Origin of the sequence: Streptomyces paludis (genome assembly GCF_003344965.1) — a bacterium.
Classification (GTDB): Bacteria; Actinomycetota; Actinomycetes; order Streptomycetales; family Streptomycetaceae; genus Streptomyces; species Streptomyces paludis.
The window spans coordinates 3,186,025-3,207,926 of record NZ_CP031194.1 but is presented as its reverse complement, the minus strand read 5'-3'; the positions used below and the strand labels follow the sequence as shown (position 1 = coordinate 3,207,926).

The 21,902-nt window shown below is 70.3% G+C and carries 21 protein-coding genes and 1 tRNA gene; 12 read left to right on the top strand and 10 right to left on the bottom strand.

Annotated features, from left to right (window positions below):
• The first annotated feature begins 1 nt into the window (after position 1).
• The 5 genes from casB (at position 2) to DVK44_RS14090 (ending at position 5,036) form a co-directional block, all read left to right on the top strand.
• A complete protein-coding gene (gene casB / locus DVK44_RS14110; RefSeq protein ID WP_114659997.1) occupies positions 2-640 on the top strand; it encodes a type I-E CRISPR-associated protein Cse2/CasB in 639 nt (212 codons plus the stop codon).
• The gene (locus DVK44_RS14105; protein WP_228447137.1) at positions 637-2,106 is read left to right on the top strand and encodes a type I-E CRISPR-associated protein Cas7/Cse4/CasC; all 1,470 of its coding nucleotides are present in this window, start codon (positions 637-639) and stop codon (positions 2,104-2,106) included. Before casB ends, DVK44_RS14105 begins: the two co-directional genes overlap by 4 nt.
• Positions 2,103-2,954 carry a type I-E CRISPR-associated protein Cas5/CasD gene (cas5e, locus tag DVK44_RS14100; RefSeq protein ID WP_114659996.1) on the top strand — a complete coding sequence of 284 codons (852 nt, stop codon included), beginning with the start codon at positions 2,103-2,105 and terminating at the stop codon, positions 2,952-2,954. Before DVK44_RS14105 ends, cas5e begins: the two co-directional genes overlap by 4 nt.
• A 7-nt stretch (positions 2,955-2,961) precedes the next feature.
• Positions 2,962-3,699, top strand: a complete 738-nt coding sequence (locus tag DVK44_RS14095; RefSeq protein ID WP_114659995.1) for a type I-E CRISPR-associated protein Cas6/Cse3/CasE — start codon at positions 2,962-2,964, stop codon at positions 3,697-3,699.
• A 119-nt stretch (positions 3,700-3,818) separates the two neighbouring features.
• Entirely contained in the window at positions 3,819-5,036 is a 1,218-nt protein-coding gene (locus tag DVK44_RS14090) for a hypothetical protein (protein ID WP_162793822.1), read from the top strand.
• Between the two features lie 28 nt (positions 5,037-5,064).
• Here DVK44_RS14090 and DVK44_RS14085 read toward each other — a convergent pair whose 3' ends face one another.
• The 6 genes from DVK44_RS14085 to DVK44_RS14060 all read right to left on the bottom strand — a co-directional run bounded on the left by DVK44_RS14085 (position 5,065) and on the right by DVK44_RS14060 (position 10,424).
• A complete protein-coding gene (locus tag DVK44_RS14085) occupies positions 5,065-6,468 on the bottom strand; it encodes a hypothetical protein (RefSeq protein ID WP_228447136.1) in 1,404 nt (467 codons plus the stop codon).
• Positions 6,469-6,715: 247 nt separating this feature from the next.
• Positions 6,716-7,657 carry a helix-turn-helix domain-containing protein gene (locus tag DVK44_RS14080; protein ID WP_114659992.1) on the bottom strand — a complete coding sequence of 314 codons (942 nt, stop codon included), beginning with the start codon at positions 7,655-7,657 and terminating at the stop codon, positions 6,716-6,718.
• A 355-nt stretch (positions 7,658-8,012) separates the two neighbouring features.
• Positions 8,013-8,465, bottom strand: a complete 453-nt coding sequence (locus DVK44_RS14075) for a DUF5615 family PIN-like protein (protein ID WP_114659991.1) — start codon at positions 8,463-8,465, stop codon at positions 8,013-8,015.
• Complete coding sequence (locus tag DVK44_RS14070; RefSeq protein WP_114659990.1) at positions 8,462-9,136, bottom strand: DUF433 domain-containing protein; 675 nt, start codon at positions 9,134-9,136, stop codon at positions 8,462-8,464. Before DVK44_RS14070 ends, DVK44_RS14075 begins: the two co-directional genes overlap by 4 nt.
• Positions 9,137-9,299: 163 nt before the next feature.
• A tRNA-Pro gene (locus tag DVK44_RS14065) sits at positions 9,300-9,373 on the bottom strand.
• A gap of 112 nt (positions 9,374-9,485) precedes the next feature.
• Positions 9,486-10,424, bottom strand: a complete 939-nt coding sequence (locus DVK44_RS14060) for a metallophosphoesterase (protein ID WP_114659989.1) — start codon at positions 10,422-10,424, stop codon at positions 9,486-9,488.
• A 75-nt stretch (positions 10,425-10,499) separates the two neighbouring features.
• On the opposite strand from DVK44_RS14060, the gene DVK44_RS14055 reads away from it, so the two are divergent.
• Positions 10,500-10,964: a GatB/YqeY domain-containing protein gene (locus tag DVK44_RS14055; protein ID WP_114659988.1), complete on the top strand. Its 465-nt coding sequence runs from the start codon at positions 10,500-10,502 to the stop codon at positions 10,962-10,964.
• A gap of 178 nt (positions 10,965-11,142) precedes the next feature.
• Here DVK44_RS14055 and DVK44_RS14050 read toward each other — a convergent pair whose 3' ends face one another.
• Complete coding sequence (locus DVK44_RS14050; protein WP_114659987.1) at positions 11,143-13,413, bottom strand: transglycosylase domain-containing protein; 2,271 nt, start codon at positions 13,411-13,413, stop codon at positions 11,143-11,145.
• A gap of 408 nt (positions 13,414-13,821) precedes the next feature.
• On the opposite strand from DVK44_RS14050, the gene DVK44_RS14040 reads away from it, so the two are divergent.
• Positions 13,822-14,166: a WhiB family transcriptional regulator gene (locus tag DVK44_RS14040; RefSeq protein ID WP_030751176.1), complete on the top strand. Its 345-nt coding sequence runs from the start codon at positions 13,822-13,824 to the stop codon at positions 14,164-14,166.
• Between the two features lie 368 nt (positions 14,167-14,534).
• Here DVK44_RS14040 and DVK44_RS14035 read toward each other — a convergent pair whose 3' ends face one another.
• On the bottom strand, positions 14,535-15,968 hold the full coding sequence (locus DVK44_RS14035) for an ArsA family ATPase (RefSeq protein ID WP_114659986.1): 1,434 nt from the start codon (positions 15,966-15,968) through the stop codon (positions 14,535-14,537).
• Positions 15,965-16,930: an ArsA family ATPase gene (locus tag DVK44_RS14030; protein ID WP_114659985.1), complete on the bottom strand. Its 966-nt coding sequence runs from the start codon at positions 16,928-16,930 to the stop codon at positions 15,965-15,967. The genes DVK44_RS14035 and DVK44_RS14030 overlap by 4 nt, the downstream gene beginning before the upstream one ends.
• A 71-nt stretch (positions 16,931-17,001) precedes the next feature.
• Here DVK44_RS14030 and DVK44_RS14025 point away from each other — a divergent pair, with 71 nt between their 5' ends.
• From DVK44_RS14025 to DVK44_RS14010, 4 genes are all read left to right on the top strand, one after another.
• Complete coding sequence (locus DVK44_RS14025; protein WP_106965770.1) at positions 17,002-17,163, top strand: DUF4177 domain-containing protein; 162 nt, start codon at positions 17,002-17,004, stop codon at positions 17,161-17,163.
• Positions 17,160-17,630, top strand: a complete 471-nt coding sequence (locus DVK44_RS14020; protein ID WP_114659984.1) for a RidA family protein — start codon at positions 17,160-17,162, stop codon at positions 17,628-17,630. Before DVK44_RS14025 ends, DVK44_RS14020 begins: the two co-directional genes overlap by 4 nt.
• Before the next feature lie 153 nt (positions 17,631-17,783).
• Complete coding sequence (locus DVK44_RS14015; protein ID WP_228447135.1) at positions 17,784-18,869, top strand: NUDIX hydrolase; 1,086 nt, start codon at positions 17,784-17,786, stop codon at positions 18,867-18,869.
• Positions 18,866-19,696, top strand: coding sequence for an MBL fold metallo-hydrolase (locus DVK44_RS14010; RefSeq protein ID WP_114659983.1), 831 nt, complete (start codon positions 18,866-18,868; stop codon positions 19,694-19,696). The genes DVK44_RS14015 and DVK44_RS14010 overlap by 4 nt, the downstream gene beginning before the upstream one ends.
• A gap of 184 nt (positions 19,697-19,880) precedes the next feature.
• Here the strand turns inward: DVK44_RS14010 and DVK44_RS14005 are convergent, their stop codons facing one another.
• Entirely contained in the window at positions 19,881-20,555 is a 675-nt protein-coding gene (locus tag DVK44_RS14005; RefSeq protein WP_015034542.1) for a Crp/Fnr family transcriptional regulator, read from the bottom strand.
• 341 nt (positions 20,556-20,896) lie between these two features.
• On the opposite strand from DVK44_RS14005, the gene nth reads away from it, so the two are divergent.
• On the top strand, positions 20,897-21,790 hold the full coding sequence (gene nth / locus DVK44_RS14000) for an endonuclease III (RefSeq protein WP_408055397.1): 894 nt from the start codon (positions 20,897-20,899) through the stop codon (positions 21,788-21,790).
• Positions 21,791-21,902: the final 112 nt, after the last annotated feature.

The following is a 21,902-nucleotide window of genomic DNA, read 5'->3' as shown; positions in this document are numbered from 1 at the left end:
CATGAAAGCTGAACCCGGCTCCGAACCCGACCTCGGCCTCGACCCCGACTCTGTCGCATCTCCGCACAAACCTCCGAGCGAGCAGCTCACGGCCTGGCTCACCACCCTCGTACGCAACAGGGAATACGGGGACCTCGCCCAGCTCCGCCGCTCCCGAGTCCAGACGAACGCACACATCCGAGCCGGCTGGTACGCGCCTGAGGCGCGCGAGAACCCCGCCGGGCGCGAGGTGTTCGAGCAGGTGGCGTTCCTGTTCGCTGTGTACCACCGGGGCATGTCGAAGCCCTTGTACGGCACGGAAAGCCTCGGTGCGGCGGCGCGCAGGATCGGCAGCCGCGCCGGACGTGGCCCCGACGACCCCGGGGCGGTGCGCCTGGTGGACCGGATTGTCGCCAGCCGCCGGATTCCGTGGCGCCACCTTCAGCACACGGTCGCCCGGCTGCGTGCCTGTGAACAGCAACCGCCCTCATGGACGCGGCTCGCCAATGATCTCGGCGAGTGGCACGACCGCAAGGCTCGGATCGCCTACCGCTGGGCCGTGGACTTCCACGACCCGTCGGCCGCCGACTTCCCGCTGTACGACACGGGCAACCCCAGCACCGCGAGCAAGCAGACCAACCGGAAGGGCACGACGACGTGACCGACGCACCGATGGCCGACGCACCGATCCTCGGCGCGCTGACGCCCGACGCACCGACGGCCGACACGCTGACGCCCGACGCGCCGACGGACACCCCCGCCTCCCGTACCCGCGCCCAGTTCCTCTCCCTCCACCTGCTGGAGACTCTGGCGGCCGTCCTGCCCGTCAGGGACGAGAATGGCTCGCCCAAGACCATCGTGTACGGCGGCGTCGAGCGGCACATGATCACCAGTCAGGCCCGCCGCCGCGCCGAGCGCGTCCACGCCCGTGACCGTGCCAACGCCGGCATCGGCGCCCTCGCCGGCCGGAGCACCGGCGTCCGTACCCGCGAGTGGGCCCTCATCACTGCCCGGGCGCTGGCGGCCGAGCACGGCTGGGACCGCGACGAGGCGGTCATCACGGCGCGTGCGGTCCTGGAGGCCACCGGCCTGAAGTTCGGGGACGTGGCCAAGGCGACCGTCGCGAACCGCACCAAGGTCCTGTTGTTCGCGCCCTCGGACGCCGGCGACCGCATCGCCGCACATATCGCGGCGCATGAGCAGGAGTTCCGGGACTGGACGGCCGAGTACCTGACGGCGCAGGCCGCCGCCGCGGCGGCGGCCAAGCTCCGGAAGGGATCGCGGAGACAGCCGGCGTCCGAGACCGGTACCGACCCCGGCGACGCATCCGCGGCCGACGCCAAAGCGGCCGTCCCGACCCTGCCCCCGCTGCCGAAGGGCGCCCGCCCGGCGGTCCTCACCGCCCTCGCCCCCCGCGACGCCATCGACATCGCCCTGTACGGGCGCTTCCTCGCGGAGATCGCCGACTCACCCAACGTGGACGGCGCCGTCCAGAGCGCTCACGCCTTCACCGTCCAGGAGGCCGAACAGGTCGACGACTTCTACGCCGCCGCCGACGACGCCAAACTCGACCGAAAGAAAAACGCGCTCGACTTCCTGGACATCGCGGACGACGCCGGCGCCGGCATGACCGGCTACCAGTCTCTGATCTCCGGCACCTTCTACCGGCACGCCGTACTCGACCGCCGTCAGCTGCGCAGGAATCTCCGGGCAGCGGGGATGACCGAGGAGCAGGCGGAAGAGGCATCCTTCGCGGCCGAGCAGGAGTTCGTCAACTCCTTCGTCGAAGCGTTCCCCGAAGCCAAGAAGAACTCCACCGCCTCCACCGGTTCCCTCCCCGCGCTTGTCCTCGCCTTCGAGGGCGAGCGCCCCTACAACTACGCGGCGGCCTTCCAGCGGCCCATCGACGAGAACCCGGCGGACAAGGGCGGTGAAGGCCCCGCGGGGCCCGCGGGCGTAGAGAGGCTGCTGCGCCACCACACGTTCGTACGCGACCGCCGAGCGGACATCAAGTCCGCGCGCATGCTGACCTACGACCCGCAGATCGACTGTCTGCTGGGCGAGTTGAGGAAATCGTTCGATACGGGTGCGACCACGGTGAAGTCGATCGAGGGACTGACGGAGTGACGCACGTCCTGCTCGTGCGGCTCGCCGCTCCGCTTCAGTCGTGGGGAGCGATGTCCCGTTTCTCCCGACGCGACACCCACAGCAGGCCCACCAAGTCGGCTGTCCTCGGCCTGTGCGCCGCAGCTCTCGGCCGGGACCGAACGGCCCCCCTGGACGACCTGGCCGGGCTGGTCTTCGGCGTCCGCGCCGACCATCCCGGCATCCCGCTGCGCGATTACCACACCGTCGGCGCCGGTACATACCCCCTGCGCCCGCGCGACATCATCACCGACCACCGGCGCGCCGCCGCGGTCTCCGCGAGTCTGGACGCGGCGACGGGCTGCCACTTCGGCCACCACGAACTCACCGACTGGTACGGAGCGCCCAAGAAGATCGCCACCGACCCGTCGTCCGGGAACCTGGTCTCCGGTGAACTCTCCCGTACGGCACTGATCACCGAGCGCTGGTACCTCGCGGACGCCGCCTTCGTGGCCGGTCTCCAGCACGAGGACAAGGGCTGGCTCGAAGAGATCGCGTACGCCCTGGAGCACCCCAAGTACCTGCTCTGGCTGGGACGCAAGTCCTGCCCGCCGTCCGGAACGCTGGCCGGCGGCATCCTGCCCGGCACGCTCGGCGAGGCGTTCGCCGCGAAGCGCCTGCTCCCGGGACCCGGCGGGGACGAGGACTCCGCCCCGCGGCGAGGGCCGTGGGCCTGGATCCAGCAGCCGCCGAGCACACCGGGAGCCACGCCGGTCCGCGACCAGCCGGTGAGCTTCGATCCGCTGCGGCGCGTCCACACCACCCGGTGGGAGATCCGTACTCGTATCGCGATTGCCCCGACCGCTACCGAATGGGACGTCATCCCGTGAGGACCACATGAAGACCACACGCCCCACGGCCCCCTCGGCGACCGCCCGATTTGTCGCCACCCACTCCGTCCTGACACTGGACGCGCGGCACCCGTACGCGGCGAAGTCCCTTGTGGACGCGCAGGACATGCACCGTACGGTCATGAGCGGATTCCGCGGCTGGGTCGACAACGGAAGCCGCGACGCCCGCGCGCAGATGGGCGTTCTGTCGACCTGGTCCGTCGACCTCAAGCGGGCGTCCCTCGTCCTGGTGGTCCAGTCGGGAGTCCCGGGAGACTGGAGCCGTGTCCCCCGCGCGGCACTCCTCGACGAACCGCACACCCTCACCGTCGACCGTACGTTCCGGGTGGGCGACACCCTCGACTTCCGTACGGTTGTCCATCCCACCCACAGCAAGTCACCGGCCGGCGGGTCCGCCGACGCCAAGGTGCGCGGCGTCAGGGTTGCCCACACCCGCCCCGACCACGTCAAGAACTGGTTCTTGCGCCGTCTCCAGGCCGAGGGGGAACCTCCCGCCGAGGAGAGCGGCCTCGCCCGCGTCGGAGCCACCGCGGACCCCGCCGCCCTGGCGGTCCGTATGCTGCCCACCGTCTCCAGCCCGGCACCGCACAAGGGCCTGCGCATCATCCGCGCGGAAATCCGCGGATCCCTCACCGTGACGGACCCGGCGACCCTCGTGGCCGCCCTCACCCGCGGCATCGGCCACGCCCGCGCGTACAGCTGCGGCCTGATCCTGGTGCGGTGACGACGCGACGCATCAACTGGCCACTGTCACAAGCACATTGCTGACGCCGAACCACACTCGATGGCAGTCGGCAGGACCCGCTCCGTACTTCGGTACGATCGGCGGGTGAGCGCCGCCGGGTGCGTTCAGCACAGCTCTCCTGGAAGGGCGCCAGAACAGTGAGGGCTCCGCTGCCACACCGGTCGAAGGGACCGTCGGCGATCGCTGCGGCGTCCGCCGCCGTCACCGGTCAGGGTTCCACGGATGATTCAAAGCCCGGCTCCGACACAGGAGCGGGCACAACCACAGACGCCGGCTCCGCCCCCGGCAAAGACGCCGGCCCCGAACCCGAGGCTGCCACGCCGCCGCAGATATCCGCGGCGGCGGCCGCGTTCGTTGCCGAGCTGACGGTCACACCGCCGGACCAGAAGGCTGCCGGTACGGCCAAAGCCGCAGCCAAAGCCAAAGCCGCAGCCGCCCTTCGGCGCCAGGCCGGGCGGCGGCTGCCCCGGGCGGCGCTGCTGGCCGGCGCCGCGATGGCCGGGGCCGCGCTGATCGGCGGTACGTTCTTCGTGGTGGGCGCCGGTCAGAGTGGCGGGCGGCCGTCGGCGGGCGCCGCGGCCGACGATGTGGCGGACGCCGCTCGGGACGGCGACCCTCGCGAGAGCACGCCGAATCAGCCCGGCTCGACCCCGCTGCCATCCGCGTCCCCATCCACATCCCCCTCGCCGTCGGCCGACGACACCAGCGCGTCGCCACACCCACCGGCCACGACAACCGCCCAGCCCCAGCAATCCACCGCGGCAGCCGCCCCGCCATCCGCCCCGCCCTTCGCCATGGGTGGCGGCGACACCGGCCCGGACGCACAGCCCCAGCAGTCCGCCACCCACGCCGCCGCCCCGCCCGGCACCGACCGTGCCCACACGGGATCGGGCGGCGGCGGAAACAGCGTCTCCTGTAGCTACGCCGCGGGCTACGGAGCGATCACCGGCTACTCCGTCTGCGTATCAGCCTCTTCCGGGACCGTCGACCTTCAGGTGACCTTCAACGTCAAGGCGAGCTTCCATCACGCCTTCATCAACACCGATGGCCACGCCGGGACCGGCTACCAGCTGCCCTCTCCGTCGCCCTCGGCCCTCGGCGCCGACTACATGATCGAGAACGGCGTCCTCTACCGAAGCCTGTCAACCAGCTGGAAATGGGCCAAGGTCGCGACCCACCGCAGGCAGACGGTCAGCGGCTCCACCTACACCTGGACCCTGCCGCTGAGCGCGTTCGGCTCACTGACACACGCGCCACAGGTGGTCTTCAACGCCGGCGCCTACTACACCCCAGTGCTCACCTTCACCCCAAGCTGACACACTCCACACACCCCACCCCCCCCGCTCAGGCCGAAGACAACTGCGCCGCGATCTCCTTCACCCAAGCACCGCTCTTGGCCGGGTCGTTGAGCGAATCCGCCCACTCGTCCGGGGTCTGCCGGTGTTGGGTGGGGCCTGACTTGAGCGCGACGAGAAGCGCTCTGGCCGAGCCCCGCATCTCGGGCGACGTGTCGCCGCTTCCCTTGATGTCCGCGCCCGCCGCCAAACCGTAGAGCTTACGGGCCATGGCCTGGCGCTCGCCGTTCTCCACCTTCTTCCAGAACTTCAGCGCCTCCTTCAGCGCGTCCTCGCGCGAGGCGGGCTCCGCCGGCGTCTCGTCCGCCGCCCAGCGCTCAGGGTGGCGCGCCCCCTCGTAACGCTTCATGCCCGCCCGGCCCGCCTTGTAGGCGGTGACGCCCAGGATCAGACCCGCCGCACCCGCGGCCAGGCCCCACCCGACCGGATTGCTCGCCAGCCCGGCGCCTCCCGCCGTGGCGGCGACCGCCGTGACGATGCCGCCCGCGGCCTTGGTGGACTCGCCCACAGCGGTCAGCGCCTGCTTGCCGATCTTGTTGCGCTGCTTGCCGAGCGCGTACGTGTGCACCGTATCCATGGTGTTCACGTCCTCGGCGCGCCGCAGGTCCCTGCCCGCGTCACGGGCGTCACCCATCGCCGCCCAGGCCGTATCGATGGCCTCGGAAACACGCTCCAGCCTGTCTTCGCCCTCGTGTTCCCAGTGGGTGCCCAGCGCGATGTACGCCTCGGCCGCGGCCCATTCGGCCTCCTGCCGCGCCTGGTTCAGCCGGGCCAGCGCCACCTCGTCGGTACGGTCGGACCTCGAAATCCCCTTCAGCGCGCGGTACTTACGAGCCGTCAGTCCAGTACGCCCCGCCGCACGGACGCCCTTCACCACGCCGACCACACCGGATCCGATACCGCTCGCCTCGGACATCGTCGCGGCGTGTGCCATCTTCTGGGCTTTGGTCAGCTCCTTGGCGATACCGAGGGCGTAGCTACCGGAGCTGGCGGCACCGACGACCGCGTCGGCCGTTTTGGAGTTGGCCTTCTTGTCCGCGCTGTGGAAGGCGGCCCCACTCCCGTACTTCTTGGCGTCCTTCCTGGCCTTGCCCGCTTCCATACCACTCAGCACGGCGCCGGCGGCCTCCGTAACCAGGTTCTCCGACGCGGCGGCGGTCCCCGACGAGCCGGCGGAGTGTTTGAGACCGTCGCTGACCGTGGCGGAGGCTTGCTGGGAGATACCCGCGTTGGCGGGGACATGAAGGCCCTTGACGAAGGTGTCGATGAACTCAAGATGCGTCTTGAGCTTGTTGAGAACGGCGGAGATCCGATCGCGGTAACTCTTAGCACCACCAGCCGCGTTACGCCCCTCTGCCGCCTTCCCTTTCGCCGCGTCCCTGGCACGCTGCACCGCCACGACCGTGGCCCGATTGCCGGCACCGGCCTGGATCCCGAGCAGAGCACGCTGCGCCGCGTTCCCCTCCGAACTCCCGCCCCGAGGCTGCCGGATTGGCGTCGAGGCAGCCACAGGCCGCCGGTGCGAGATGCGGTGAATCGCGCTGCTCATGAACCTGTGCCTCTCCTGTACCCGACCAGGGCGTGTGGAGATTAGCCAGGCAGGACGAACAGGAGGGGTTCAACGAGCGAATTCTTGCAGGTCAGTTGAGTAATGCCCGCTCCCGACAGTCCCCACAGCACCCCGGCTCCGGCCCGCGATAGCCGCGGTCGCAGTGGTCGCAGTTACGGAGCGGATACCGGACGGCGGCGGGCGCGCGAAAGGGCGGCGCCGGTGGCAACTGGTCGGCCAGACGGTACGCGAGCAAGGCGGCCGGCCGCCGCAAAGCCTCGGCCGGCAGGTCCGAGATCAGCGCCTGGCGTACGGCGGCGGGCGCCACATCCCGCTCCAGCCAGGCGGCGACGCCGGGCGCGAGATGCGCCGTGTCGCAGGCGGAGAGCAGCAGACGCGGATCATGAACACGCAGATCGGCAAGGACCGCGGTGGCCACACCGAGAAGGTCCGGGGAGGAGTATCCGGGCTGGGGCACGTCGGGCAGGGGCCGCTTCTTGCGGGGCGCGGGCGGCGCGGGCCGAGCGGGTTCGGCGCACGTGTCGGGGGGCGCGGTGCGGCGGACCACCGCAGTCGTAGCGCCACCGCTCCGGTGGTGCCGTACCGCCGCCGCTGCGGGCTGATTGCAGGAGATCGTACGGGTGACGATCCGCCCACCGGGGGTACGTTCGCGCAGCCGCCGCAGGTAGCCGTGGGCTTCAAGTTCCCGCAGCCCGGCGGCAATTCGCGTCGGTCCTTCGGGAAAGCGTCCCGCGAGGGTCTTGATGTCGACGCGGGCGCCGGTGGGCAGTGACTGGATGTGGAGCCCGAGGCCCATGGCGACCAGTGACAGCTTGTCGTGCTGGGCGAGGTGGTTGCCGATCACGGTGAAGCGTTCGGTGTGACGGGAGTTGTCGTGCTCGATCCCGGCGGGCCGAACGTCCGGGGAGGCCGATGGCCGAACACCGGGACGTGGATTAGCCCGTGCGGGGCGCTGCGAGTCGCGTAAGCCGGACGGGGAGTGCGGGGGCGCGCTAATGTCGTTGGCATCCATCAGGAAGCTCTCTTCTTCCGCGGTGGTCAGGCCCTCGATCGGGATGGCAAGTCCCGGCCGGGGGCCGACGTATGTCGTGTCGTCGGTGGGTGTCTCTGTTGCTCTCGCAGAGCGTAAGGCAGTCACCACACACGAAATCCACCAAAACCAGGGATGTTCACCCGCCCGAGTGAGTGTGAACGACGGGCGGGTGGGGTGGGGCTTGGTAGGGGTTCTTTCTCTCCGTCACGTCCTTGGAGGGACCACCCGAACCACCGGAACCCGCCGGAGCGAGTTCCGGTCAAGCGCGCTCCAAGAGCAGCTAGGGCAGCCGGAGGAGCGTGGCGCATGGATTTCCACGGCTCTGCGCCGCAGGTCAGCCCGTCGGCCAGAATTTGGGCGCGTCCACTTGAGGGTCGACGGTGCGGACGCGGGTAGCGCGTGTGGGGTCGACCGAAGTGAGGGAGACCAGACGCTGTCCGTCTGCGACCGAGAGTTCGGCCAGAGCATGGGGGAGCCCCGCGCAAACCGTGGCGATTGCTGAGCCGAGGCCGACCAATCCGCCGTGCTTGTTGTTCTGGCGGTACTCAATCCTATGGAGGCCGGACGCGGCGATTGCGGCGACTTCCAGGCTGCGGCTCATCTGTTTGATGTCGTTGGTGAGGACTGCGTCGAAGCCTTCGGCGCGAGCCTTCTCGAACAGTGCGATGTCCTTGGTGCCGGCCCATCCGGGCAGGTCATGAACGTGTATGACGTTGTGAGCCTTGAGGAGGATGCGGACGATGTCGGCCATAGGCCGCGGCACGTTTTCGTCGAGCAGCAGTTTCAAGCGGCGCCTCGACTCGCACCTGCGCCTACACCTGTTGGCGTGCCCGTGTAGCTGTCGACGTAATCGGTGAAATCAGTTGCTTCAAGTGCTGCTCCGGCACTGACTCCGGGATAGAAGTCGGCGATTTGCTCCGGCGGAATTCCATCTCGGATCAGGGCCGCGACCTCGGCCGCGGGAATGCGGGTGCCACGGATCACCGGCTCACCACCACGTACGGATGGATCCACCGCTACGTCTGGACGGGGGGACAGCAGGTCGGGAATGTGCCGGCCGTTCCGATAGAACGGTGCGAGGACGTCGACGAGCTGGTGGATGACGAGGTTGCTCTTGCCGCCCTTATGGCCGATCAAGTCGACAGCATGGTCGGGATCGGCCAGATACACCGTGCCCCCGTCGGTGACGAGCTGGTAGGCCGAGAGGTGTTCTCGTTCGCCCAGATCCTCCCTGAGGGAGTCCACTGCGCGGCGGATCCGTTGCAGTGAGGTCTCCTGCCGGAGACGCACGCAGGTTCGCAGTGCGACGACGTCTCGGAAGGAATACAGGATGGGGCGAGTAGCCGAAATCTCCGGCACGAGGACGGCGCTTCCTGCGCCTGAGCCATGGCGCCAGTGGGAGAGCTGGGCCATCGTCGCGCCGGACAGCGCTGCCGCGAGCTTCGGTTCGTACGACATGAACCCCTCCTCTCCGCTACCTACCCGTATGAGCGCGACCGTACTGCATTCTCCGTCGAGGGCTCAGCCAGTGCGACCCTTTTGAGGCAAGGACGCCTCCCGGAAACGAGTCAGGGCCTTGATCCACTAAGTGGATCAAGGCCCTGACCTGGTGTTTCAGCTGTCGGGGTGGCGGGATTTGAACCCACGACCTCTTCGTCCCGAACGAAGCGCGCTGCCAAGCTGCGCTACACCCCGATGTCGCCGGTCTCGCTGCGACATCGATTACTTTAGCCCACCGCTGGCCGGAGACGAAATCCGGTTTCGGGGCCGTGGGCGGGGGCAGGGGGGCCGGGCCGGGGGGGGTGGGTCAGGGGTGGGATGTCAGGGTCAGGAGGGTTACCTCGGGGGGGCAGGCGAAGCGGATCGGGGTGTAGCGGTTGGTGCCGCAGCCCGCCGAGACGTGGAGGTAGGCCGTACGGCCGGCGCTGCGGTGGGTGGAGAGGCCCTTCACGCGGTCGGTGTCGAGGTCGCAGTTGGTGACCAGCGCCCCGTAGAAGGGGACGCAGAGCTGCCCCCCGTGCGTGTGGCCCGCCAGGATCAGCGGGTAGCCGTCCGCGGTGAAGGCGTCCAGGGAGCGCAGGTACGGGGCGTGGACCACGCCGATCGAGAGGTCGGCGCCCTGGTCGGGGCCGCCCGCCACGCGCTCGTACCGGTCGCGCTTGATGTGCGGGTCGTCGACGCCGGTGAAGGCGATCTCGCGGCCGTCGAGCTTGAGCCGGCCGCGGGTGTTGTTCAGGCCCACCCAGCCCGCCGCGTCGAACGCGTCGCGCATCGGCTCCCACGGGTTGTGGACGGCCGCGACGGCGGGGGCGTTGCCGTTCAGGCCGTGGCGGCCCTGGGCCTTCTCCATGAGGTAGCGGGCCGGGTTGCGCAGCTTCGGGCCGTAGTAGTCGTTCGAACCGAAGACATAGACGCCGGGGAACTCCATCAGCGGCCCCAGCGCGTCCAGCACCTCCGGCACCGCGTCCGGGTCCGAGAGGTTGTCGCCCGTGTTGACCACGAAATCCGGCCGCAGCCCGGCCAGCGACTGGAGCCAGCGCCGCTTCTTGCCCTGCCCGCTCACCATGTGGATGTCGGAGACCTGGAGGACCCGGAGGTCCCGCATACCGCGCGGCAGCACCGGTACGGAGATCCTCCGCAGCCTGAACGAGCGGGCTTCGAATCCGGCGGCATAGGCGACACCGGCCACACCGGCCGCCGCGAGACCAGCGGTGATTTTCAGGGGAATCCCGTAGCGTGCGCGCATGCGCCCATCGTCGCAGACTCCTACGGGCGGGTAATCCGCGGGCGGACCCGCCACCGCACCTGCCACACTTGGCCCATGACCAGCCTCAAGTCCAAGCTGAAGGAAGACCTCACCGAAGCCATCAGGGCGCGCGACGAGCTTCGCTCCGCCACGCTCCGGCTGACCCTCACCGCGATCACCAAGGAGGAGGTCGCGGGCACCTCGCCGCGCGTGCTCTCCGACGACGAGGTGCGGAAGGTGATCGCCCGGGAGTCGAAGAAGCGCCGTGAGGCGGCGGAGGCATTCGCGAAGGGCGGCCGTGCCGAGCAGGCCGAGCGGGAGAAGGCGGAGGGCGTGCTCCTCGACGCGTATCTGCCGCAGCAGCTGAGCGACGAGGAGCTGGGCGAGATCGTCGCGCAGGCCGTGGGCGAGGCGAAGGCCGCCGGCGCCGAGGGGCCGCGCGCGATCGGCGCCGTCATGAAGATCGTGAACCCGAAGGTGGCCGGCCGCGCGGACGGCGGCCGGGTCTCCGCGGCGGTCAAGCGCACGCTCGCGGGCTGAGCCCCCGCACGCTCGCGGGCTGAGCCCCCCGTACGTACGCGGGCCGCCCGGGGCAACAGCACACGCCCCCGTACGTACGCGGGCCGCCCGGGGCAACAGCACACCCCCCCGTACATACGCACAAACGCCGACGGCGGGCGGTGATCATCACCGCCCGCCGTCGGCCGTACGAACGCGCCTACCGCCCCCCGCGCCCGTTGTTGCCCTGGCTGCTGCTGCCCCCGGGGAAGCCGCCGAATCCGCCGCCGTTGTTGCCGTTGTTGCCGTTGTTCCCGTTCTCGTTGCCGTCGTTGCCCGCCGAAGCGTCGCCCGGATCGCCCTGGCCGCCCTGCGCGCCCTGGTCGCCGCTGTCGTCGCTCTGGTTGTCGCTCGGCTTGTCCCGGTCCTTCTTCGGCGGGTCCGGGATCACGATGTCGTTGAACTGCTCCACGGTCCGGCCCGCCAGCGCCCCGCTCATCGCGTCGCGCCAGATCGGCCCCGGCGTGTCGCCGCCGTACACCTTGTCGTGGTACTGGCCGCCGATCGAGATGTCGATCATGCGCTTGGCGTGCGCCGGGTCGCCGACCCACACCGCGGTCGCCATGTTCGGCGTGTAGCCGGTGAACCAGGCCGCGTAACGGCCGTCCGTCGTACCGGTCTTGCCCGCGCTCGGCCGGTCACTGAGGCCCGCCTGCTGGCCCGTACCGTCCTCGACCACGCCCTTCAGCAGCGCGGTGATGGTGTCGGCCGTGTTCTCCGACATCACCCGCGCACAGGACTTCTTCGGCACCGGGATCGACTTCTTGTCCGGGCCGGTGATCGACTCGATGGCGATCGGCTCGCACCGCGTGCCCCGGGAGGCGAAGGTCGCGTACGCCTGCGCCATCGTCAGCGGCGACATCTCCTCCGTGCCCAGCGCTATGGCCGGACCGGTCCCCAGCTTCGAACCGTCGGCGCGGTTGACGCCGAGCTTGCCGGCCAGCTCGGTGACGGCGCAGGTGCCGGTCTGGGCGATCATCTGGACGAAGTAGGTGTTGACCGACTTGGCCATCGCCTCCTTCATCGCGTACGGACCGACCTCGGACTCGTCCTCGTTCTCCAGCTTCTCGCCGTTGGTGTTCACGTAGTTGCCGGCGCACGTGGAGATCGGGCTCGGGTAGTCCATCTGGTACGGCGACGAGTACGCCTGCGTCGGCGAGATGCCCCGCTCCAGCGCCGCCGCGGCGACGATCGGCTTGAAGGTCGAGCCCGGCTGGTACCCGGCGCCGCCGCCCATCTTCTGGTCGACGGACAGGTTGATCTGGGTCTCGTGCTTGTCGAAGCCGTACGGGCGCGACTGGCCCATCGCGAGGATCTTGCCGGTGCCCGGCTGGACGATGGTCAGCGCCGTCGCGACCGCGTCGCTCTTGTAGACGTGCTTCTTGATCGAATCCTGCGCCGCGCTCTGGGCCTGCGGGTCGAGCGTCGTACGGATCGTCAGACCGCCCTGGTTCCAGACCTTGCCCCGCTCCTCGCGCGTCTTGCCGAAGGCCGGGTCGGTGAGGAACACGTTCCGTACGTAGTCGCAGAAGAAGCCCGCGCCGCTGACCGCCGTGATGCAGCCGTTCTTGGGACGGCTCACCTTCAGCGCGATCGGCTCGGCCTTCGCCTTGTCCGCCTCCTTCTGCGAGACGGCGCCGACGGCGGCCATCCGCTGGAGCACGGTGTTGCGCCGCTTGGTCGCCTCCTCCTCGTCGTTGACCGGGTCGTACCGGCTCGGCGACTGGACGATGCCCGCCAGCATGGCCGACTCCGGGAGGGTCAGGTCCTTGGCCGGCTTGGAGAAGTAGCGCTGGGCGGCGGCCTCGATGCCGTATGCCTGCTGCCCGAAGAAGGTGATGTTCAGATAGTTCTCGAGGATCTTCTTCTTGCCCAGCTCCTCCTCGACCTGGATCGCGTACTTCAGTTCCTGGATCTTGCGGCCCAGGGTCTGCTGGGTGGCCTGCGCGACCTTGTCCGGGTCGTCGCCGGCCTCCTCCACGAACACGTTCTTCACGTACTGCTGCGTGAGGGTCGACGCGCCCTGGGCGACACCGCCCGACTGCGCGTTGCGGTTGACCGCGCGCAGCACACCCTTGAGGTCGATGGCCCCGTGCTCGTAGAAGCGCGAATCCTCGATCGCGACGATCGCCTTCTGCATGTACGGGGAGATGTCCGTCAGGGGCACGACCGTGCGGTCGCGCGAGTACACCGTGGCGATCTTGCCGCCCTGGGAGTCCAGGATGGTGGTGCGCTGGCTCAGGGGCGGGGTCTTGAGGTTGGCGGGGATCTCGTCGAAACCTTCGACCGTTCCCTTGGCCGCCAGTCCCAGTGCCCCGAAGGCCGGCAGGGCGATGCCCGCCAGCACAGCCCCCGCGAGCACGCTGACACCGAGGAATTTGGCGGCCTGCTGGGTCCCGGACAGACCCCCGCCGGAGCGCGTTTTTGGCATGGGGGCAGCCTACGTTCTCAATCGCCGGACACGCGTCAAGGCTCTGGCCTAAGCTGTCCTCAACTGTCACAGCAGTGCGGTCCCGCATCAAGACCCGCCGATGAACTTTCCGTGAACCCGAAACATGGAAAGCCATGTCCGCGCCGATGCCCGAATCGTTAATGTCTGTCGCTGGATGTCCTTTGTGGTGCTCCTGAAATTTCCGACTCTGTCGGACCAGTCGCATATGCCCCTGGGTCACTCCTCTGGGTGATCTGCCGCGTACGCATAGTCCGTTCGGGCCATTCAAGATTGGGCCCGAAGGGGGTGTTGCGCTGTGCCCGCCTTCCGTAACGTCCTCAACTGGCAACGGTGAATATGCCGCTGCCGCCGTGGGGGAGCCTCGATTCGGGAGAGGACGGCGCCAGCATGGGCTGGGTAACCGACTGGAGTGCGCAGGCAGCATGCCGCACTACCGATCCAGATGAACTGTTCGTACAGGGCGCGGCGCAGAACAGGGCCAAGGCGGTGTGCACCGGATGCCCGGTGCGGACCGAGTGCCTGGCCGACGCGTTGGACAATCGCGTCGAATTCGGCGTGTGGGGTGGGATGACGGAGCGGGAGCGCCGCGCACTGCTGCGCAGGCGTCCGACCGTCACTTCGTGGCGTCGGCTGCTGGAGACGGCGCGCACGGAGTACGAGCGCGGCGCGGGCCTGCTGCCCGTGGGCTTGGAGGACGACGAGACGTACGAGACATACGCGGCGGTGGGGTAGCCCGCGGTGGGGTGACCCGGGGGAGCCCGGGACCCCTGCGGGACGGCTCCCGCCATGGCGTGGGGTGGGGCGGAAAGCGCTTCGGCGCGTACGCGCGTGTCCAGGCACGCACAGGTCGTACGCACATGCCGAAGCCGCGGTCCGCCCCGGCCGCACGTCGTCATGGCTTGCCGCCGCACCCCGATTGACCTGCGGGAACGCAACGCCCTGTCCGACCGGAGGCCGGCGGTCGGGACCAGTGCCGGCACGGCGGCACCGCGTTGCCCGTACGCGCGCCGGTAGGTGTGCCGCCCGTACGTACGGAGGCGTGGCGAGCGCGCGCCCAGGTGCGCGCGGGGCCGGGCTGCGTGGCGCGCTGCCGCGTCCCGCTACGCGTCCGTGGCGTCCGTACGCGCCGATGCGAGACGCTCGCCGATGGCCCTGAGCCCGGCCAGGTCATGGACATCGCCGGGCAGCGCGGCCACCTCGGTCACCGCCACCTCGGGATGGAGCGCGGTGAAGCGGTCGCGCGTGCGCTTCTCGCGCGCGACCACATGCATCCGCTCGGCGTGCAGACGCAGTAGACCGGCCGTCAGCTGTTCCACACTTGTGACAGAAGCGGGCGCGGTGGTGGACTCGGATGACGGCACGGATGTGGACAGGTCGGGCGGGTCGGACATGGTTGATCGAGGGCGGCGGCTCTCGGGGGCCTCGGAAACCTCGGAATCCACAGCGAATCCCTCGGTGGCGGATTCCGCGGCTTCGACTTCGGCTTCATGCTGCGAGGGGGTGGGCTCGTGCGCCTCGGCGGCTTCGGGAGAGGAGTCGGCCGGTGCTGCAGTGCCTCGCCCGGAAGCATTCCCCACTTCCCGATCCGCCATGCGCCCCTCTTCAAGATTTTCCGCGGCGGCCAGCGCCCGCTCCGCCGACAGCCGCGCCGCCCCGCTGCCGTGCACCCGGTTGAGGACCAGCCCGGCCAGCGGCATCTCTTCCTCCGCCAGGCGCTGCACGAAGTACGCGGCCTCCCGCAGCGCGTCCCGCTCCGGCGCCGCGACGACCAGGAAGGCCGTGCCCGGCGCCTGGAGCAGCCGGTACGTCGCGTCCGCGCGCGTCCGGAAACCGCCGAACATCGTGTCCATCGCGCTCACGAACGTCTGCACATCGCGCAGGAACTGACCGCCCAGCAGCTTTCCGAGTGTGCCCGTCATCATCGACATGCCGACATTCAGGAACTTCATTCCGGCCCGGCCGCCCATCTTCGCCGGGGTCATCAGCAGTCTGATGAACTTCCCGTCCAGAAAGGACCCGAGCCGCTTCGGCGCGTCCAGGAAGTCCAGCGCGGAGCGGGACGGCGGGGTGTCGACGATGATCAGGTCCCACTCGTCGCGCGCCCGCAGCTGCCCCAGCTTCTCCATCGCCATGTACTCCTGCGTGCCCGCGAAGCCGGCCGACAGGGACTGGTAGAAGGGGTTGTCCAGGATGGAGCGGGCCCGCTCCTCGTCCGCGTGCGCCTCGACGATCTCGTCGAAGGTCCGCTTCATGTCGAGCATCATGGCGTGCAGTTCGCCGGGGCCCTCGACGCCCTTGACCCGCCGCGGGGTGTTGTCGAGCGAGTCGATCCCCATGGACTGGGCGAGTCTGCGCGCCGGGTCGATGGTCAGGACGACGACCTTGCGCCCGCGCTCGGCGGCCCGTACACCGAGCGCCGCGGCGGTCGTTGTCTTCCCGACGCCCCCGGAGCCGCAGCACACGATGATGCGGGTGGCGCGGTCGTCGATCAGCGGATCGATGTCGAGCGGCGCCGCCGCGGAGTCCAGGGTCATGCGAAGACCTCCCCGAGGTGCCGTAGCTCGCCCGCCAGCCGGTAGAGACCGGCGAGGTCCATCCCCTCCCCGATGAAGGGGAGTTCGTACGTGGGCAACCCGAGCCGGGCGAGCACGGCCCGCTGCTCGCGCTCCAGCTCGACGCGCTGCGCGTGTTCGGCCGCCTGGCCGAGGAGCGGTCCGACGAGCTGGGCCGGGGCCGCCACCCCGGCCGTCCTGAGCGAGGCGGCGACCTCCTCGCGGCGGTCGCCGCCCGCGGCGCGTACGGCCGCCTCGTCCAGCAGATGGGGCCGGACCTGGTTGACGATCACCTTGCCGACCGGCAGTTCGGCGGCCCGCAGTTCGGTGATGCCGTCCGCCGTCTCCTGGACGGGCATCTCCTCCAGGAGCGTGACCATGTGCACGGCCGTTCCGGGGGACTTCAGGACGCGCATCACGGCCTGCGCCTGGTTGTATATGGGGCCGATCTTCGCCAGCCCGGCCACTTCGTCGTTGACGTTCAGGAAGCGGGTGACGCGGCCGGTGGGCGGCGCGTCCATCACCACGTAGTCGTAGGTGAAACGTCCCTGCTTGTCCCGTCGGCGTACGGCTTCGCACGCTTTGCCGGTCAGCAGGACGTCCCGTACCCCCGGCGCGATCGTCGTGGCGAAGTCGATCGCGCCGATCTTCTTGAGGGCCCGGCCCGCGCTGCCGAGCTTGTAGAACATCTGGAGGTAGTCGAGGAGCGCGCGCTCGGCGTCGATCGCCAGCGCGTACACCTCGCCGCCGCCCGAGGCGACCGCGATCTTCCGTTCTTCGTACGGAAGCGCCTCGGTCTCGAAAAGTTGTGCGATTCCTTGTCTGCCCTCGACCTCGACGAGGAGAGTGCGCTTGCCCTCGGTCGCGAGGGCGAGCGCGAGTGCGGCGGCGACCGTCGTCTTACCGGTACCGCCCTTGCCGCTGACGACCTGGAGCCTGCTCACGTATTCGAGCCTAACCAGTAAGGCCGCGGGCTACGCACGAGGCCGCCACGCGGTACGACTACAGTCGATCCATGACCAAGTGGGAGTACGCGACCGTGCCTCTTCTCGTGCACGCGACCAAGCAGATTCTGGATACCTGGGGCGAGGACGGCTGGGAGCTGGTCCAGGTCGTGCCCGGGCCGAACAACCCGGAGCAGCTCGTCGCCTATCTGAAGCGGGAGAAGGGCGCATGAGCGGAGCAGTCGAGGCAGCGCTCGCCGAACTGGGCCTGACGCTGCCCAAGGTCGTACCGCCGCTGGCCGCGTACCAGCCGGCCGTACGGTCCGGGGCGTATGTCTACACCTCGGGCCAGGTCCCGATGGTGGACGGCAAGCTTCCGGTCACCGGCAAGGTCGGTGCCGAGGTCACCGCGGAGGAGGGCAAGGAGCTGGCGCGTGTCTGCGCGCTGAACGCCCTGGCCGCCGTGAAGTCGGTCGTCGGCGATCTGGACCGGATCGCGCGCGTGGTCAAGGTCACCGGCTTTGTCGCCTCGGCCGCCGACTTCACCGGGCAGCCGGGCGTCATCAACGGCGCGAGCGAGCTGCTCGGCCAGGTCCTGGGCGACAAGGGGCTGCACGCGCGCAGCGCCGTCGGTGTGGCGGTGCTGCCGCTGGACGCGCCGGTCGAGGTCGAGATCCAGGTCGAACTGACCGACGACTGACCGACGACGGTCAACGACTGACCGACGACCGGGACGCCGGGCGGCACGCGCGCCGCCCGGGCCGGTCGGGCCGCCCCGGGCCGGGGCAATCGCGTCGGCGGCGAGGCCGCATGTGCCCTCGAACATCGCCGCCCCAGCGCATAGCATCCGGCCATGCCCAATGGTCAGTGGTACCCGCCCGAATGGCCCGAGCGGATCCGCGCTCTCGCCGCCGGTGAGCTGACGCCCGTGGCCCCGCGACGGGCGGCGACCGTGATGCTCCTGCGCGACCGTACGGGCGGCTCCCCGGCCCCGGGCGAGACCGGCCCCGCGGGTGCGACCGCCCCTGAGCCCGACGGCGGTCCCGCCGGAGAGAACACCGGTCCCACCGGCCTCGCCGTCCACATGCTGCGGCGCCGGGCCTCCATGGCCTTCGCCGCCGGCGCCTATGTCTACCCCGGCGGCGGGGTCGATCCCCGCGACGACGACCGGCCCATCGGCTGGGCCGGCCCGGCCCGCGACGCCTGGGCACGGCGGCTCGGTGTCGACACCGCCGCCGCGCAGGCCATCGTCTGCGCGACGGTACGCGAGACGTACGAGGAGACCGGCGTCCTGCTCGCGGGCGGCAGCGCCGGTACGGTCGTGGCCGACACGACCGGCGCCGACTGGGAGGCCGACCGTACGGCCCTGGTCGACCGCGAGCTGTCCTTCGCGGACTTCCTGGACCGGCGCGGGCTGGTCCTGCGCAGCGATCTGCTGGCCGCCTGGGCCCGCTGGATCACACCGGAGTTCGAGGCGCGCCGCTACGACACCTGGTTCTTCGTCGCGGTGCTCCCACCCGGACAGCGCGCCCGGAACGCCTCCACGGAGGCCGACCGTACGGTCTGGATCGGCCCGGGCGAGGCCATCGCGGCGTACGACAGGGGCGAGCTGCTGATGATGCCGCCGACCGTCTCGACACTGCGTCAGCTCCAGCCGTACGGCACGGCCGCAGAGGCGCTCGCCGGGGCGGCCGACCGCGATATGGCGCCCGTACTGGCCAGGGCGCGGCTGACGGACGGGGAGCTGGTGCTGAGCTGGCCCGGACACGACGAGTTCACAAAGCGGATCGCCCCGGCGGACCGGACCGTCCCCGCAGACCGGACCGTCCCGCCGGACTCCATCGCCCCGACAGACCGCACCGCCCCGCCGGACCGGACCGCCACCGCCGACCCCGGCCGTACGAGTGAGCAGAGCAGCCCGACCGGAGGCCCCCGATGACCGAAGCCGCCGCCCTTCCCGGCCAGCCGCGCGGCGGTGTGCTGTCCGGCGCCGCCACCGCCCGCGCCGTCAACGTCCTCGCGCCCAACGCCTCCGCGATGACCCTGGACGGCACCAACACCTGGATCGTCTCGGAGCCCGACTCCGCACTGGCGGTCGTCATCGACCCAGGGCCGCTCGACGAAGGCCACCTGAAGGCGGTCGTCGACACGGCCGCGCGGGCGGGGAAGCGGATCGCGCTGACCCTCCTCACCCACGGCCACCCGGACCACGCGGAGGGCGCGGCCCGCTTCGCGGCGCTGACCAACACCCCCGTACGGGCCCTGGACCCGGCCCTGCGGCTCGGTGACGAGGGGCTGGCCGGCGGGGACGTCATCACCACCGGCGGCCTGGAGCTGCGGGTCGTACCGACCCCGGGGCACACCTCCGACTCGCTCTGCTTCCACCTCCCGGCCGATCGCGCCGTGCTCACCGGCGATACCGTCCTCGGCCGCGGGACGACGCTCGTCGCGCACCCGGACGGCCGGCTCGGCGACTATCTCGACTCCCTGCGCAGACTCCGCTCCCTCACCGTCGACGACGGAGTCCACACTGTGCTGCCCGGGCACGGTCCGGTGCTCGACGACGCCCAGGGCGCGGTCGAGTTCTATCTGGCGCACCGCGCCGGCCGGCTCGCCCAGATCGAGACGGCTGTGGAGAACGGCCATCGCACACCTTCCGACGTCGTGGCCCACGTCTACGCCGACGTGGACCGGTCCCTCTGGCCGGCCGCCGAACTCTCCGTACGCGCGCAGCTGGAGTATCTGCGCGACCACGGACTGATCTGACCGGCGGCCGGTCACTGTCCGTGCTCGTACGGTAGCCCGACCCACTGACAACGCTCGCCGTCGCGGACGGCCGGCCCCCGCCTCCGCGCCCCGGACGCGCCGAAGGGCCCCGCCTCCGGAACGCGGAGGCGGGGCCCTTCGAAAACGTACAAACAGCTTTTACGGTGGCGCGCTGGTGGCGCGGTCAGCGCGAGCGCTTCGCGAGGCGCTCCACGTCCAGCAGGATCACGGCACGCGCCTCAAGGCGGAGCCAGCCGCGCTGGGCGAAGTCGGCGAGGGCCTTGTTGACCGTCTCGCGGGAGGCGCCGACCAGTTGGGCCAGCTCCTCCTGGGTCAGGTCGTGGACCACGTGGATGCCTTCCTCCGACTGCACACCGAAACGGCGCGACAGGTCGAGGAGGGCGCGGGCCACCCGGCCGGGCACATCGGAGAAGACCAGGTCGGACATCTGGTCGTTCGTCTTGCGCAGCCGGCGGGCGACGGCGCGCAGCAGGGCCGTGGCCACCTCCGGGCGCGCGTTCAGCCAGGGCTGGAGGTCGCCGTGGCCCAGGCCGAGGAGCTTGACCTCGGTCAGCGCCGTGGCGGTCGCGGTGCGCGGACCGGGGTCGAAGAGCGACAGCTCGCCGATCAGCTCGCCGGGGCCGAGCACGGCCAGCATGTTCTCGCGGCCGTCGGGGGAGGTGCGGTGGAGCTTGACCTTGCCCTCGGTGACCACATAGAGCCGGTCGCCCGGGTCGCCCTCGTGGAAGAGCGCGTCACCGCGCGCGAGCGTCGCTTCACTCATCGAGGCGCGCAGCTCTGCCGCCTGCTCGTCATCGAGCGCCGCGAAGAGCGGGGCACGCCGCAGAACGTCGTCCACGTGTTCTCTCCTTGTCGACCTGCTCAGGGGACCGGGGGGTCCCCACCTGCTCAGGAACCGTGGTCCCCATGATGCCGTACGTGCCGCTTCTTCTCGGGTGGCTTGGCATCGCCGGGCTTTCTCGCACTCCGCCGAATTTTGGCTGTTCGAAACCGTGCGATCAATCACAAGTTTGACGTACGGGCGTGCCCATCCGTGCCAGGGGGGCCGATTCGGGTGGTGATCGGCCATGGCCGGGGCGGATGTCAGTGCCGGGCTCTACGCTGGCCGGGTGTTCAACTCGCCGGTGTCAGCGCAGGCCGAAGGGGGCTGGGAGAGTGTCCGTGGAGCGTAATTCCGCTGTGGGCGAACAGCCTTCAGTGAAACCGAAAAAAGCCGCAAAAGGGGCAAAGGTCAAGCGCGCCGAACCCGCCGGGCCCGCCGCCAGGTCTGCCGAGCCCGCCAAGCGCGCCGAGCCCGTCAAGCCGGCCGCGCCCGAGTCGCGGCTCGCCATGGTCCGCCGGGCCCGCCGCACGAACCGCGAGCTGGCGGAGGTCTATCCGTACGCCCATCCGGAGCTGGACTTCCGCAATCCGTTCGAACTGCTGGTGGCGACGGTCCTCTCCGCCCAGACCACCGACCTCCGGGTCAACCAGACCACGCCCGCCCTCTTCGCGAAGTACCCGACCCCCGAGGACATGGCCGCGGCCGCGCCGGAGGAGATGGAGGAGCTGATCCGGCCCACCGGCTTCTTCCGCGCCAAGACGAAGTCCCTCATCGGCCTGTCCACCGCCCTGCGCGACCGCTTCGGCGGCGAGGTCCCCGGACGGCTCGACGACCTCGTGACGCTCCCCGGCGTCGGCCGCAAGACGGCCAACGTCGTGCTCGGCAACGCCTTCGGCGTTCCCGGCCTGACCGTCGACACCCACTTCGGCCGGCTGGTCCGCCGCTGGCGGTGGACCGAGCAGGAGGACCCGGAGAAGGTGGAGGCCGAGATCGCGGAGATCTTCCCCAGAAGCGAGTGGACGATGCTCTCCCACCGGGTGATCTTCCACGGCCGCCGGGTCTGCCACTCCCGTAAACCGGCCTGCGGCGCCTGCCCGATCGCGCATCTGTGCCCTTCCTACGGAGAGGGCGAGACCGACCCGGAGAAGGCCCGCAAACTCCTCAAGTACGAGATGGGCGGCCAGCCCGGCCAGCGGCTCAACCCGCCCGCCGGCTATCCGGGCAGGCCCGCCCCGGCCCGGGCTGAGTAGCCGGGGCGGACCGGACCGTATGAGGACACGAGCGACGGAGAGCGAGCGGGGGCGACGGGGAGAAGGAGGAGGCGGAGGCGGGCGGGACACCGGCGGCGGAACGATCCGGCCG

Bases quoted from the DNA above. Each gene is read 5' to 3' on its own strand.
- DVK44_RS14010 (WP_114659983.1), top strand. From the start codon at position 18,866: ATGACCGAAGCCGCCGCCCTTCCCGGCCAGCCGCGCGGCGGTGTGCTG.
- DVK44_RS14015 (WP_228447135.1), top strand. From the start codon at position 17,784: ATGCCCAATGGTCAGTGGTACCCGCCCGAATGGCCCGAGCGGATCCGC.
- DVK44_RS14095 (WP_114659995.1), top strand. From the start codon at position 2,962: ATGAAGACCACACGCCCCACGGCCCCCTCGGCGACCGCCCGATTTGTC.
- DVK44_RS14020 (WP_114659984.1), top strand. From the start codon at position 17,160: ATGAGCGGAGCAGTCGAGGCAGCGCTCGCCGAACTGGGCCTGACGCTG.
- DVK44_RS14080 (WP_114659992.1), bottom strand. From the start codon at position 7,657: ATGGATGCCAACGACATTAGCGCGCCCCCGCACTCCCCGTCCGGCTTA.
- casB (WP_114659997.1), top strand. From the start codon at position 2: ATGAAAGCTGAACCCGGCTCCGAACCCGACCTCGGCCTCGACCCCGAC.
- DVK44_RS14050 (WP_114659987.1), bottom strand. From the start codon at position 13,413: ATGCCAAAAACGCGCTCCGGCGGGGGTCTGTCCGGGACCCAGCAGGCC.
- DVK44_RS14060 (WP_114659989.1), bottom strand. From the start codon at position 10,424: ATGCGCGCACGCTACGGGATTCCCCTGAAAATCACCGCTGGTCTCGCG.
- DVK44_RS14055 (WP_114659988.1), top strand. From the start codon at position 10,500: ATGACCAGCCTCAAGTCCAAGCTGAAGGAAGACCTCACCGAAGCCATC.
- DVK44_RS14040 (WP_030751176.1), top strand. From the start codon at position 13,822: ATGGGCTGGGTAACCGACTGGAGTGCGCAGGCAGCATGCCGCACTACC.
- DVK44_RS14035 (WP_114659986.1), bottom strand. From the start codon at position 15,968: ATGACCCTGGACTCCGCGGCGGCGCCGCTCGACATCGATCCGCTGATC.
- DVK44_RS14025 (WP_106965770.1), top strand. From the start codon at position 17,002: ATGACCAAGTGGGAGTACGCGACCGTGCCTCTTCTCGTGCACGCGACC.
- DVK44_RS14070 (WP_114659990.1), bottom strand. From the start codon at position 9,136: ATGTCGTACGAACCGAAGCTCGCGGCAGCGCTGTCCGGCGCGACGATG.